The 13,982-nt window shown below is 58.7% G+C and carries 9 protein-coding genes and 2 pseudogenes; 10 read left to right on the forward strand and 1 reads right to left on the reverse strand.

The genetic code is table 11. From position 1 onward, the window contains the following. Positions 1–275 precede the first annotated feature (275 nt). From IPJ12_15275 to IPJ12_15320, 10 genes and pseudogenes are all read left to right on the forward strand, one after another. Entirely contained in the window at positions 276–1,643 is a 1,368-nt protein-coding gene (locus IPJ12_15275; protein ID MBK7648466.1) for a tetratricopeptide repeat protein, read from the forward strand. Then, positions 1,640–3,877 (forward strand): annotated as a pseudogene (gene tssI, locus IPJ12_15280) (type VI secretion system tip protein VgrG). Before IPJ12_15275 ends, tssI begins: the two are co-directional and overlap by 4 nt. 68 nt (positions 3,878–3,945) lie before the next feature. Next, positions 3,946–4,437 carry a hypothetical protein gene (locus tag IPJ12_15285; GenBank protein MBK7648467.1) on the forward strand — a complete coding sequence of 164 codons (492 nt, stop codon included), beginning with the start codon at positions 3,946–3,948 and terminating at the stop codon, positions 4,435–4,437. Positions 4,438–4,456: 19 nt separating this feature from the next. After that, positions 4,457–4,720 carry a hypothetical protein gene (locus IPJ12_15290; GenBank protein MBK7648468.1) on the forward strand — a complete coding sequence of 88 codons (264 nt, stop codon included), beginning with the start codon at positions 4,457–4,459 and terminating at the stop codon, positions 4,718–4,720. A 7-nt stretch (positions 4,721–4,727) separates the two neighbouring features. Beyond that, a complete protein-coding gene (locus IPJ12_15295) occupies positions 4,728–5,837 on the forward strand; it encodes a DUF2169 domain-containing protein (protein MBK7648469.1) in 1,110 nt (369 codons plus the stop codon). 8 nt (positions 5,838–5,845) lie between these two features. Next, complete coding sequence (locus tag IPJ12_15300) at positions 5,846–6,877, forward strand: hypothetical protein (protein ID MBK7648470.1); 1,032 nt, start codon at positions 5,846–5,848, stop codon at positions 6,875–6,877. Continuing rightward, positions 6,874–8,012, forward strand: a pseudogene (locus tag IPJ12_15305) (DUF4150 domain-containing protein). The gene IPJ12_15300 and the pseudogene IPJ12_15305 overlap by 4 nt, the downstream one beginning before the upstream one ends. A gap of 23 nt (positions 8,013–8,035) precedes the next feature. Then, positions 8,036–8,926, forward strand: coding sequence for a hypothetical protein (locus IPJ12_15310; GenBank protein MBK7648471.1), 891 nt, complete (start codon positions 8,036–8,038; stop codon positions 8,924–8,926). Between the two features lie 179 nt (positions 8,927–9,105). Continuing rightward, positions 9,106–9,645 (forward strand): hypothetical protein, encoded by a 540-nt coding sequence (locus tag IPJ12_15315; protein ID MBK7648472.1) that lies wholly within the window; start codon positions 9,106–9,108, stop codon positions 9,643–9,645. 349 nt (positions 9,646–9,994) lie between these two features. After that, positions 9,995–10,567, forward strand: coding sequence for a hypothetical protein (locus tag IPJ12_15320; protein ID MBK7648473.1), 573 nt, complete (start codon positions 9,995–9,997; stop codon positions 10,565–10,567). 536 nt (positions 10,568–11,103) lie between these two features. On the opposite strand, the gene IPJ12_15325 is transcribed toward IPJ12_15320, so the two are convergent. Further along, positions 11,104–13,950: a hypothetical protein gene (locus IPJ12_15325; GenBank protein ID MBK7648474.1), complete on the reverse strand. Its 2,847-nt coding sequence runs from the start codon at positions 13,948–13,950 to the stop codon at positions 11,104–11,106. Positions 13,951–13,982: the final 32 nt, after the last annotated feature.

The following is a 13,982-nucleotide window of genomic DNA, read 5'->3' on the forward strand; positions in this document are numbered from 1 at the left end:
GCATGGAAGTCTGAAATAACAGGAGTCGCGGAGCACTGATCAGATACCACGCACAAGCAGAACGCGCTGAATCCTTTTTCCAGCAGATACACCTTCAGGCGGCCAGGCGTCACGGAGAAGCAAAAATAAAAGGGGACGCATTACGCAAACAATTTTGCATGATGCTCACACCGAGCCAACAACACGGAGCAATGGCGCAGGCTCATTTTCGGGGATGATTTTGAATGGGAAAATTGACTTATGATACTTTAGAATGATAGGGACACCTTGGTTAATTGCCAGTGCATACAGCCATCTGCCAGACTGAAACCGAAGAGGCAGCGGCTGAACTGAGCCTTGCCGATGCCCTGGCGCTTGCTATTCGCCTCCACCGTTCAGGCGATCTCGATCAGGCACAAACGGTCTACCTACGTATCCTGGAAGTGGCGCCCGATGAATCGAATGCGCTGCATTTCCTCGGCGTCCTCATCCACCAGCGAGGCGACACTGATGCAGCGCTTGGACTCATTCGGCGCTCGATCGAGATTGACCCGTCAATGCCCGACCGCTACAGCAACCTGGGCACTGTGTTGGCGGAATTGGGGAAACTGGATGAAGCTGCCGCAGCTTATCGGGAGGCCATTGCCCGAGCACCTGCCGAAACGCAAGCTCATGCCAACGCCTGGAACAATCTCGGTGCCGTGTTGCGCACGCAACAGAACTTCACTGAGTCGGCGCTAGCCTACGAGAAGGCTATCGAACTCAATCCCGAGCATCCCGACGCTTATAACAACTACGGCAACTTGCTGTCTATTCAGGGCCGGGTGAGCGAGGCGGTTGCTTGTTACTGCAAGGCGCTCACGGTCTCACCAAAGCATGCCCAATCCCACAAGCTGCTTGGCTTGGCTTATTACACGCTTGGCAAGATTGACCAAGCTGCCGCGGTCTATCGGGAATGGCTCGCTGACGACCCAGACAACCCAGTGGCCATGCACATGCTTGCCGCATGCTCTGGCGAAAACGTGCCGTCACGTGCATCCGATGCCTACGTTGCAGCGACCTTCGACGCCTTTGCCGAAAGCTTCGATGCCAAATTGGAACGTCTCTCTTACCGCGCGCCCCAACTGGTCGCCGACGCCTTGGCAGCGGCTTGCGGCCCAGCGGCACAAAATCTCGATGGACTTGACGCTGGCTGTGGCACAGGTTTGTGCGGCCCGTTGATCCGTCCGTGGATGCGGCACCTGACCGGGATTGATCTCTCCTCGGGCATGCTGTCGGCGGCGCGAAACCGTGGCAGCTATGACGAATTGGTGCAGCACGAATTGACCCACTGGCTACTTGACTATCGTTCAGCCTATGACACAATCGTATCGGCTGACACGCTGGTCTATTTCGGGGCGCTGGAAGAAGTGTTAAGTGCTGCCTTTCACGCTCTGCGCCCGGAGGGAGTCATGATTTTCACGGTGGAGAAGACCAATCCTGATGGTGACGCTGCAGGCTACCTGATCAATCCGCATGGTCGGTACAGCCACAGCGAAGACTATCTGCGCTCTGCGTTGGCGGGTGCTGGCTTTGGTACCGTGTTGATTGATTGTGCTGCCCTGCGTAATGAAGGCGGCAAACCGGTGGCCGGCTTGCTGGTCACTGCTCGCAAGGGGAGATGACGATGGCGCAGCGCCGGGTCATGGAGATCGTCACGCCGTTGGGGGACGACGTACTGCTCTTCCATAGCATGCACGGGCGGGAAGAACTCGGGCGCCTGAGTGAATTTGATGTGACCCTGCTCAGCAAGAAAGCGGACGTTAACCTGGACGACATTCTGTCGAAGAACGTCACCGTCAAGCTCGAACTGCCAGATCGCAATACGCGCTACTTCAACGGCTTCGTCACCCGTTTTGCCCAGACCGGCATGCACGGTCGCTACCATCTCTATTCGGCGCGGGTCAGCGCCTGGCCGTGGTTTCTTACCCGCAGCGCCAACTGCCGCATTTTTCAGGATTTGACGGTACCGGAGATCATCAAGAAAGTCTTCGAGGAATATTCCATCGCTGACTTCAAAGCAGAACTGACGGCGACCTACGCCAAGCGCGTCTATTGCGTGCAGTACCGCGAGACCGACTTCAACTTCATTAGCCGGCTGATGGAAGAGGAGGGCATCTATTACTTCTTCCGGCACAAGGAAGGGCGCCACACCATGGTGCTGGCCGATTCCTACACCGCTCACGCCCCGTTTGCCGGCTACGAGCAAATCCCTTATATCCCGATGGAGCGCACAACGCGGATCGATCAGGAATGCGTCAAGGACTGGGATTTTGCCCGCGAGGTTCAGCCGGGACGCTACTGCCTGGACGACTTCGATTTTGAAAAACCCAGTTCCGACCTGAAGGTCAAGACGACGAACAAACGCAAGTACGAGTTGTGCGATTACGAAATCTTCGACTCGCCGGGCGAATACCTGAAAAATGGCGACGGTGAGCACTACGTGCGTATCCGCCTCGACGAACGGCAATACCAGTTCGAGCTTGCCAATGCCAAGAGCAACGCCCGCGGGGTCTGCGTCGGTTCCCTGTTCAAGCTCACCGGCCAGCCGCGCAACGACCAGAACCGTGAATATCTGGTGCTGTCTGCCGATTACGAGCTCGAATACACCGAATACGAAGCAATGGAGAGCCGAGGTGCGCACTACGCCTGTGGCTTCGCTTCGCTAGACAGCAAACAGCAATTCCGCCCCCGGCGCCTTACGCCGTGTCCATATGTGCAGGGCCCCCAGACGGCCGTCGTCGTTGGTCCGGCTGGCGATGAAATCTACACCGACAAGTACGGACGGGTGAAAGTCCAGTTTCATTGGGACCGTTACGGTAAGTCCGATGAGAACAGTTCGTGCTGGATGCGGGTTGCCCATCCCTGGGCCGGCAAGAACTGGGGCATGGTGGCGATTCCACGCATCGGCCAGGAAGTGATTGTCGATTTCCTTGAAGGCGACCCGGACCAGCCCATCATAACGGGGCGGGTCTATAACGCCGAGCAGATGCCGCCGTGGGAACTGCCGGCGAACAAGACCCAGACCGGTGTATTGACGCGATCGAGCAAGGGCGGTTCTGGTGCCAACGCCAACGCGATCCGCTTCGAGGACAAGAAGGGCAGCGAGCAACTCTGGATTCACGCCGAGAAAAACCAGGACATCGAGGTCGAGAACGACGAAACCCACTGGGTCGGCCATGATCGCACCAAGACCATCGACAACGATGAAACCACCCACGTCAAGCACGACCGCACGGAAACGGTGGATAACAATGAAACCATCACCATCCACGGCATGCGTACCGAAACGGTGGACAAGGACGAGACCATCACCATCCACATGAACCGGACGGAGACGGTCGATAAGGAAGAGAACATCACCATCCACGGCGGGCGAACCGAAAAGGTGGACAAGGAAGAGAGCATCACCATCGGCGGCGGGCGGACCGAAAACGTTTCCAAGGACGAGAGCATCACCATCGGCGGTGGCCGGACAGAGAACGTCGCCAAAGACGAAAGCATCACCACGAGAGCATCACCATCAGCGGCGGCCGAACCGAGAGCGTGAGCAAGGACGAAAGCATCACCATCAGCGGTGGGCGAACCGAGAACGTGAGTAAGGACGAAGGCGTCACCGTCGGCGGCGGACGTACCGTCTCCGTCGGCAAGGACGATGCGCTCACGGTTGCCAAGAATCTCGTTATCGATGCAGGTGACTCGGTGACGATTAAAGACCGGCAGCGCCAGCATCACCATGAAGAAAGACGGCACAATCACCATCAAGGGCAAGGACATCACGATCGATGGATCGGGCAAAATCAATGTCAAGGCGAGCAGCGACATTGTCATGAAGGGTTCAAAGATTTTGCAGAACTAGAGCAGGGCATTACTAGAGTGGGTTTTGACCCATGGATTTATGATTCAAATGGCAACTGGAGGCGAAAAATGAGCGGACGGGACTTTTTGGAACCCAAAGTAGAGGCCACACCCCAGTCGGCTTTGCTCCCTCGCATCGAAGGCGTCCGCGTCGGTGAGTTGGTCGGTATTACCGACAACGGTACTCGGCCATTGGTGATCTATCCCGGTCAGCCGGGTACCGCGGCAATTCCGGCCCGAAGCGTTCCCGACCTGCGTGGCGTGCATATTGGCCGTCAAGTGGTGCTGATGTTCGACAACGCCGATCCCGTTTGCCCCATCATCATGGGTTGCCTGCAAGCTGAAAGCGCTTGGCCGCTAGACGACAAACCGGCCCAGGTCGAGGTGGATACAGACGGAGAGCGGCTGGTCGTCAGCGCGAAAGACGAGATCGTTCTGCGCTGCGGCGCGGCCAGCATTACCCTCACCAAGGCCGGCAAGGTTCTGATCCGCGGCACCTATGTGTTAAGCCGTTCGTCAGGCGTGAACCGCGTCAAGGGCGGTTCGGTGCAACTCAACTAACTGCCTCGGAGGTCTTACTATGATGGTCGGACAGAAGGTCAAGGTCTCGCTCCCGCAGTTACCGCGCAATCACATCGGGATTCGCTTTGACGATAGTCAAGGCGCCGCTGCGGCAGTCTCTGCTCCCAGGGGAGCATCCGGAGAGGTTTTGAACTTAAGCCCTGACCGCAGCGAGGCCTTGATCGAACTTTATTGGTCCGGTGCGACGCGGGCTGCGCCAGGTTCTGGCCAGGTCTGGCGCATCTGGGTCAAGCGTGTATTTTTCGGTCAACTTTTCGACTGACTGGTCAATGGAACTTATCAACGCCACCCGCATGGTCACCGGATACACGATGGGCATCGAGCCCAGCGGACGGGAATTGCTGGTTGTCGTCATCAAGGGGACTTTCCGCATTCCGGCGGAGGCCGGCGCCCCTTTGCGGCTACATGAGGAACAGCTTCCGCTAGTGATGGCGGATGTATTCCATGGCGAACCCGGATTCTCCGCACCCAAGTATGAGGTCGATTTCGCCCCGCGCAAGCAACGTTGCGACGTGATCCTGAATGCCTCGGCCTATACGCCGGGCGGTAGGCCGGCCGATCGTGTCGCGGTGGGCGTGCGCATCGGCGCATGGTCCAAGGGTTTTGCCGTCGTAGGTGATCGGGTGTGGAAATCGGGAGCAAGCGGCGCGCGAGCCACGCCCCCTCAGCCCTTCATGGTCATGCCTATCTCCTACGGCCATGCTTTCGGCGGTGTCGATAGCAGGCATGAGGATCCGGCAAAGCACGCCGCCTATATGCGAAATCCCGTCGGGTGCGGTTTCCATCACCACCTGAAGAGCGAGTGGGTGGATGGCGCCCCGCTACCCAATACCGAAGAGTTGAATCGCCCGGTGACCGATCCGCAGGGCGATTACCTGCCCATGTCGTTCGGTTCCGTCGGCCGCAACTGGGAACCGCGCTACAAGTTTGCCGGTACCTACGACCAGCATTGGCTGGACGAAGTCTTTCCTTTCCTGCCAGCAGATTTTGACGAGCGTTATTACCAGGCCGCGTCTGCCGACCAGCAACTGGCCATCCCGCTTGGCGAGCAGGAGGTGACGCTGGTCAATCTAACTGCCGATGGGCACCGTTCGTTCGCCATGCCGCACTTCGAAGCGCCTATCCACGTCTTCCCGAAGAAGGGCGAGCGCGAAGATCTGACGGCGCATCTCGATACCGTCGTCATCGAACCAGAAGAGGAGCGGCTGACCATGACCTGGCGCGTGGCGCGGCCATTGAAAAAGAACATGTTTGAGATCGCCCAGGTGCTGGTCGGCAAGAAGGGCAAGGAGTGGTGGCAGCAACGCGAGGAGGTGGCCTTCCCCATCCCTGTGGTCGCCGCGCCGATGGATCGCCCCGAAACGGCGACGGCTCAATAGGCAACGCGATGCCTGCCCAGCCCATTGCCATCGCGAATACCGGTCTGGTCACCAGCGTCGGTCTGACTGCGCCCGCGTCATGCGCGGCATTTCGCGCCAAGATCGGCAACCCCAGCGAGACGCGCTTTATCGATTCGGGCGGTGAGTGGATCATGGCCCACCAGGTGCAGCTGGAGCAGCCGTGGCGCGGGCGTACCAAGCTCGCGAAAATGGCCGCGATGGTGATCGAAGAATGCCTCGATGGCATTGAGCGCAAGCATTGGTCAGGCATTCCCTTGCTGCTGTGCGTGGCCGAGCGCGAGCGTCCGGGCCGGCTTGACGGCCTCGACGACCAGTTGTTCCTCGACATCCAGGACTCGCTCGACGCCGGTTTCGCCGAGCAATCGGCGATCGTGGCCCATGGCCGGGTGGGGGTGGCGGTTGCCCTCGGGCAGGCACGCAAACTCATCAACGATGGCAAGGTGCCGCGCGTGCTGATCGCCGCCACCGACAGCCTGTTGAGCTGGCCCACGCTCAGCCATTATGAGCGTGAGGACCGGCTGCTGATCGCGCGCAACTCCAACGGCTTCATGCCCGGCGAGGCGGCCGGTGCGCTGCTCGTCGAAGCGGCGGCCGGCAAGGCCGGCGAACTGGTGTGCTCGGGCATCGGCTTCGGCCGCGAGTCAGCGCACTTGGACAGCGGTGTACCAATGCGCGCCGACGGCCTGGTGCAAGCGATCAAGTCCGCGCTGGCCGATGCCGGTTGCCAGATGCACGACATGGACTACCGAATCACCGACGTCTCAGGCGAACAGTATTACTTCAAGGAAGCGGCCTTGGCCCTGAGCCGCACGCTGCGCCAGCGCAAGGAGACCTTCGACATCTGGCACCCGGCCGAGTGCATTGGCGAGACCGGCGCCGCCGCAGGCGCCGCGGTGATCGCCCTGGCCCACGCTGCCTGCCGCAAGGCCTTCAGCCTTGGCCCCAACATCCTGGCCCACATGGCCAACGACACCGGCCAGCGCGCCGTGCTGTCGCTGCAATACCGGGTAGCAACATGAGCAACCAGGTTTATGCGAATAACATGGAAGTTGGCTGCAAGCAGGCGGCGGGCAAGTCGATCTGCGCGTTTCCGGATGTGTGCATGACGCCTCCACAAACTCCGGCAACTCCACCTGGAGTGCCGATTCCGTATCCTGAACACGGGCATGGCGTCTGACACTTCGGATGGCTCAACGAGCGTGAAGGTCTCCGGTCAGGAAGTCATGCTCAAGGACAAGAGCTGCTTCAAGAAGAGCACCGGCGACGAGGCCGGGGCGGCACCGATGAAGGTGTAGTGACGCACAAGAATACCGGAAAGGTCACTTCATTGCATGGTCGATGGACGTCAAGGTCGAGGGCGAGAACGTCGTCCGCATGCTTGACATGACGACCCACAACCATGGTTCCTGCCCGTCAAACACGCCGCCGATGGCGTACATCGACGAAGCCATCGCCGGCCTGGGCGGCTTCAGCAACTGCAAGGACGAGCAGGCCGCGGTACAGCGCGAATGCAAGGACAAGAAGGGGAATCCGTGTCCCGGGCCCTTGTCTGGCCCCAAAGGGTCAGACGAGGACTATGCAAAGCGGGCCACCGCGGCTGCCGAGAAGAGCCCGTGCGCCCAGGCGGTTAAATGCTTCCTGCGTCCTTACAAGAGGTACGACAAAGACGCAAAGAAGGACGTGAACTCATGCTGCGACGGGCAGACCGGGCACCACATCCCTCCCTGGAGCACGACCAAGACGGTCGACCTGGACAACGAGGTGTCGCAAGGCAGGGCGCTGTGCATCTGCATGGAGGGCACCAACCACTCGATGGGCTCGCACGGCAAGCATCACCACGGCATCAACCTGATGGCCGGCGAGATGTCAAGCGGAGCGGACGCCGGATTCACCGCCGGCACCAACGCCGCAGACGACACCATCTACTCAGGCCCCTTGGGCAACCACGTCCAGGTGGCCGCGGCGGTTTCGGAGGAGCAGACGGAGTGCTCCGCCGCATGCATCCAGGAGCAGTTAGAAAAGCAGTTCACCGAAGACGACATGGGGAAGAATGCCGACCACAATGCCAGTCGGACCGGCGGCGAAAGTTATGGCTGCCTGACCAAGAAGGAACAGACCAATCTACGTTCGTCGACGCCGTCGCCCGACTACTGATACGCGCCACTCACGGATATCACATGAAGATCGAAACTATCTACGCGGGATGCGTGGTTCGGCGCAAGGGCCGGGACATCCTCCACTGCGCGGTGCAGGAAGCCGAAGCATCGGGTGACACTTCTTTTCACGTGTTGCTGGGCAACGACTGGTACGGGTTCCAGCAGCAGCCGCACTGGGCGATCAGCGGCATGGCCGGCATCCAGGATGCCGAAATCCAGGACGCCGTCGTCATCGCAGCCGCCGCCGATGGCCGCACCTGGGAGATGACCCCGACGACCAAGGTGGAGACACTGTGCCGCGTGGCCAACGGGTATTGCGGTGTCACGCGACTGGCGGCCCTGTCAGACGGCATCTGGGCCTGCGGCATGGCGCGCGTCGCCTGGCGACGCGAAAGCACCGGCCGCTGGGTCAATGTCAGCGCTCCGCGTGGGCTCGTGAAGACGGAGGGCATCACGGGTTTCACCGGCATCTGCGAGATCGAACCGCAGCTCGTGGTCGCTGCAGGCTGGAAGGGAGAGATTTGGATCCGATCCGGCGGAAACTGGACACGCGAAGACAGCCCGAGCAATTCGAACTTCAACAACCTGTCCTGCGGACCCGATGGCCAGACCGTCATCGTCGGCGACCGTGGCGGGCTGGTCATCGGCCAACCGGGTCGATGGGCGGCCCTCGACACGCAGACCGACTTCAACCTGCAAGGCGTCTGCCACTTCGGCGGCGAGATCTTTGTGTGTACTGATTTCGAGATCTTCCGCCTGGTCGACGGCAGCCTGAAGGGCGAAACCCGCTTTGAAGCGAGCGATCGGCCCCGCACCTGCATGAACTTCATCGTGGGACAGGAATGTTTCTACTCGCAAGGTGAGCGTGACCTGTTCCGCTTCCAGGATGGCATCTGGTCGCGCGTGATATGACCCAACTCACAGTAATCGGGGACATCACAGTAATCGGGGACAGACCACGATTATTGCTGGATGGATGCGCAGAAAAGGGGCCAGGTTCGAATTGTTTTAAAACAGATGTCACTGACAGTTATGTTTTGGAGCAGACCATGTATGACTTTGGCCTATGACTACTTCGAAAGGAAAGACTGATGCCTCTCATCTTTAATGATGGCAAGCAAGGACTATCTGTTCCCAATGTGCTGAGCCGTGTTTACAAATACGGTAGTTTGACGGAAGTTCCTTCGGTACGAATTGGAGAAAAGATAATCACCATTAACAGCAGGAAGCGAATCGGCGATGCGTGGAAATATATCGAAGTGAATTGTGCCAAGAGCAAGGACTGCAATGGTTACTTTTCGAAGCTGTATAAAAAGTCGTCCCTCGCCGATATCATGAGCAACGTGACATTCACGGTGCATGACCTGCTGCCAAAAGACGGCCACACTGATGAAGAGCTGCCATTTGCCAGTAGTGCGGGGAAGGATTTTGCGCTCAGCATTTTTGCATTCTTGAATCCAATTACCGGTGCGCAAAACACGACTGCGGAGCTTGCCGCAACGATACTGCACGAAATTGCCCACTACGCAGGCGCAAGTACTAATCCCCGGGACAGTAAGTCGTTAGAGGCTGAAAATGCTTTGCTCTATTGCGGCATGAAGCAGTATCACAATCCTGATGCCAAGGGCTGACGATAGTCATTGATTGGTCACTACGCATGCGAGCTGCCGCCAGCCAATTTAATAATAGGCAATTTAATAATAGGGGCCAGACCACGAATATCTTGGTGTGGCGTTCCGGTGATCGGCGTGAAAAGGGGCCAGGTTCGAATTGTTTTGGAATGCCACTTCGCAATATGTTATGTGAAACCAAGTGCTATTTGGCCTCCTCCTGGGGGGACATTCAACCTAAAGGGGTCAGAGACATTTGGCTTCCTACGGTCAACGGGATATTCGGCAAATAACGAAATGTCTCTGACCATTTGATGCTGATTGGATACGCAAGTACCTCGGAACACCACTGGAACGATTGGATATCATCATGAAACTTGACGTAGTGTTGATCCCTCAGTTTAGCAATCAAACATGTTGGCAAGCTGCGATGCGCATGGTCAGAAGCACCCGAGCAAGTGCTTCGATCGATCCGACGGCATCGGTTCCTTGGCTCGTCAAGAAAGGTACCGATAACCAAGGGCTCAATTGCCAAATGGGCGCTAAGTTTACGAGCTTAGCGTCTGTCAAAGTGTGGTGGGACCCAAATTCAACGGACGCCCAAAAGAAGAAGGTTCCTCATACCAGCGATTGCTCGGAGCCTCGCACGGGCCTTAAAGAAGCAGGCTTTCATGCGGTTCCTGCTCAACCAGACCCAATTGAGGCGCTCTGGCTCGACCGTCAACTGAAGGCGTTCGGTCCACTTTTTGCCGGAGGCAGCTTTATGGCCGACGGATCAAACTCACTGCACGCCGTTGTAATCACCGGGGTCGACCCCGCAACCGCAACGCTGTATGTAAATGATCCTTGGCCGCCAGGAACCGGCACAAAAGACCGGTCCGAGAGCGTCGCCTGGCTCAATACAAACATTGAGCGCGAAATCCCTCTCCACTATTCACCCTGATGCCCTGACGCGGAGCGTCTTGTGTGAGATCGAGTATTCCAGGACACAGTCATCCCAGCAATTCAGGGCAGTCCTCGATTATTGCTGGATGCCTTAAGGGGGAACCAAATGATCGGGAATGTTATTTGGGTGCCGTAGCGGACCGTACTTTCGCCCGTCCGCTGGACCGTGGAGTCAGAAGGTTGCGGTCAACACGATTAAACGACGAAAAATGGAATGCCAACAATGTGAATGAGTGCCCGGCCCGAAAGTGCACTGTTGCTACAACTGTGACCGCATCCCAGGAACGATTTGCAGCACGCAACAACCGTGGTCAATTGACGATGGCACGCTCGGCCGGGCGCTGGTGCCGCCTGCCAGTCCGGTGTGCGCCGGGTCGCCGCTTATTCAGACCAAGACCCTTCTCGATGCCTCACCCAGTCACAGCATGCCGGAACTGAGCTTCCAGTTCCGGCAACCCCTTAGTCCCGCTATCGGGTTGAGCGACGCTGATTTTGAGACAGCGGCGGGGTCGCTGGTGGTTGAGGTTGCAGTGATCAAGGCGTTAGTTGAGGTTGAATCGTCTGGAGCCGGATTTTATGATTCGGGCCGCCGACCCCGGCGCTGTTGCCTCTAAGGAATACCCTTTCTTTGGACGACGGGGTATAGCGCACCGACACCAGGTGATGGCGGGCCTTCAGGCGCCAGATTGACCACTTGGCTTGTCCATGTGCGTCAAGATCTATACTTTTGCTTGCGTCCCGGCCGTCCACCATGAAAATAACCGACCCCGCCGGCACGGTCGTGGCCGTTGGCGCCGATGGCCTGACTGTGGCGAGGAAGTGGGCGCGCAGCAACTGGAAGCGGTGCGGCTTGATTTCCTGCACGGTCACGACGGTGCCGCCGGTGCGGATGCGCTGGCTGGCCTCGTAGCCCTTAGCGACCCCTGCATTGTTCGCAACTTCGACGTCGAATTCGCAGTTGGAGCGTTCCCGCTCACCTTTGATCGCGCCGCAGGCGGCTTTCGGGTCAGGCTTGGTGGCGGCCCTGACCACTCTTTCCGCTGCTTGTCCCGGCACGACGCATTCATTGTTCTGTGGCATGGGCCAAGACTTCACTGTGTAGGTGTCGGTGGATGTCCCCGGTGCGTAGTCGAATAGGCTGCTCCCGGGTTTTACCCGCCATTCGTCGGCAAATTTTGTATAGAGCAATTTATAGCGCTCGTTACCATCTACCGGCAGCGTCCCCATCGGTGTGCCGTCGGGCAGGTCAGGCAGCCATTCGCCGGCGGCAATCGGCCCCGCAATGCCCCTCAACGAATAGCCATCTCCGTCGCCGCCACTCAACGCGACGGCGCGCTGAAGGTCAACATTCAGAAACCAGACGTTGCTCCACGGAGTCGCCGTGACCGTCAGGACATGGTGATCGGGGAAATGGATCTGGATATTGCCCTGACCGTCCTGGGGTACGATGCGGCCGTCGCCTTCAAGCTCGAGCGGGGCCGAACCCAAGTTCTGGAGTTTGCCATCGACGCGCAGTTCGAGAAGCGGTTGCCCGGAATTCGAGCCGGCGCTCGGACTGGGCTGGTAGGTGACCCGGTGCTTGCCGACCCGCGCCGCAACAGCAGTATTGATGCTCACGCACAGGTTCAACCCGGTAGTAGGGTCGACGTGCGGGCTGTTGCTGACGGCCGATTGCCGGGTCTGCACCTCGAGTCCGCCAGGCTCACGCAGTGCAACGAACTCGCCTGCCGCCTGGAAGTGGTACAGGGCGCCATTTGTGGTTGTGATGTGCGTGTCGCCTGTCATACTGGGCGGGCTTCCCGGCAGCGTGTCGTTCGGGTCCAGCCAGCAGCGCAGGCTTTTTTGCTTATCCGCCGTTGATGCGGTGAGGCAGGCGCCGGCCGTTGATGGCAAGTTGGCGGGATTCCAGCTTGCGCTGAACTTTCCGTATTCACTGTGCAAACCTATTGGATCACCGGAAGTGACGGTTGAACAAGAAAGATGTTGGCCGTCGTTTTGCCTTCCCCAAAGCATTCCTACACAGAGCCCGGAAGCGTCGAACAGGCAGGACCCAGATGAACCCCGCTCTGTGCCGGTACCTCCATTTATCGCAGCGCTGCTAGCCCAGGTGACTAGCCAAAAGTTGCAGTTCGGGCAGTCGTTGTTTGAAGCGTGTTGGACTGAGATCGGCGTAGCGCTACTCACGCTGTAAGCCATGACGTCGCCCTGGGGGTGATGGAGTCCAAAGGCCGATGTGGGTGCAGCCCCAAGAGTTGCGTTCCAGCCTGCGTGGTAATAGGAATAACTGGAACCCGGCGGATTATGCAGGGTGGAGTTTATGGGATCGAGCAGCATGAAATCCGTTTCGACTTGCGTCAATAGCGGCCAGGACGCCTTTATGACGGCTCCACCGGAGGTATAGGGATAGATCGTGCTTGGAGGGCCGCCATTGTGCGGAGCGCCGCCGCAACTGGCCTTAAAGTCCCAGTAAAAGGTGATGGTATTGGCGAGCTTTGCCGCAGTATTGTCGGGTTGGCTGTCTGTCAGGTTTTGAAGGCAATGGTTCGCAGAGAGAATGTAGTCCTTGCGTGGCGTGTTTGTGTTGTTGAGCAGGGTTCCAGTACAGGTGTAGGTTCCGACCGGAAATTGGGCGCCAGCGTCCGCGCTGGACTTGATCACGGTGTACACGCTTACCGCCCGCGCAGCGCCAGCCCAGGCCGGGTTTGCCTGGGTTGCCATGCAAACGTCCTTTTGGCAGGGATTTTCGCTAATACCATTGGGACCGACCTGTGCCCCGGCTCCCCGATAGGTCTGCATGACCGTGCGGATTTCGAGCCCATCGCGTTCAGGGCGCGGCCGCTCCCTGGACTCGATCTGGACCACGAGCTTTTCCCCCGCGATGGCAGGAGTCCAAATGACCTGGTTCTCGCTGCCGGTGGTCGGGGCGTAAGGTCCAGCCGGAAATTTCCGCTTCGGATCGTAGACCCAGAGCTTCGTTCCCTCCGGCATGTCGAAGCGTGTAATTTGAAGGGACTGCCCCAGGGCGCCCTTGGAACGCAATCCGAGCAGGCTGATGTAACCGGATTTCGTGGCATGCCCGCTGAAATGCTCTAAGGTGAATGGAGTGGTGGCTGCCGGCGCCGCAATGCGGACGGGGGGCGAGGTGCGGCCTTCCAGGCGCTTGATTGCCTTCTTATCCTCCTCAAGCAGCCTGTTGATCCTGACCGCAGGCAATTGCCGGTACTCGAGCTGGTCGAAATAGATCTGTTCCGTCGCCGCTTCGGCGGTATCTTCCTGGGCCTCGGCGTAGCGCAGCGCCGTCATGACAAGCGTGGCGGCCAGAAGGAACTGCATTCCGAAGCGTATTGCCGGCAGAGCCTGCGGGAATCGATTTTTTGTCATTTTTTTCTCCGGATTGGAAGATCGGCAACGGC

This window comes from Betaproteobacteria bacterium (assembly GCA_016709965.1).
GTDB lineage: Bacteria > Pseudomonadota > Gammaproteobacteria > Burkholderiales > Rhodocyclaceae > Azonexus > Azonexus amarohabitans.

Excerpts from the sequence above, each read along its gene's own strand:
- IPJ12_15285 (MBK7648467.1), top strand. The coding sequence starts at position 3,946 with ATGAGCGGACGGGACTTTTTGGAACCCAAAGTAGAGGCCACACCCCAG.
- IPJ12_15290 (MBK7648468.1), top strand. The coding sequence starts at position 4,457 with ATGATGGTCGGACAGAAGGTCAAGGTCTCGCTCCCGCAGTTACCGCGC.
- IPJ12_15295 (MBK7648469.1), top strand. The coding sequence starts at position 4,728 with ATGGAACTTATCAACGCCACCCGCATGGTCACCGGATACACGATGGGC.
- IPJ12_15300 (MBK7648470.1), top strand. The coding sequence starts at position 5,846 with ATGCCTGCCCAGCCCATTGCCATCGCGAATACCGGTCTGGTCACCAGC.
- IPJ12_15310 (MBK7648471.1), top strand. The coding sequence starts at position 8,036 with ATGAAGATCGAAACTATCTACGCGGGATGCGTGGTTCGGCGCAAGGGC.
- IPJ12_15315 (MBK7648472.1), top strand. The coding sequence starts at position 9,106 with ATGCCTCTCATCTTTAATGATGGCAAGCAAGGACTATCTGTTCCCAAT.
- IPJ12_15320 (MBK7648473.1), top strand. The coding sequence starts at position 9,995 with ATGAAACTTGACGTAGTGTTGATCCCTCAGTTTAGCAATCAAACATGT.
- IPJ12_15325 (MBK7648474.1), bottom strand. The coding sequence starts at position 13,950 with ATGACAAAAAATCGATTCCCGCAGGCTCTGCCGGCAATACGCTTCGGA.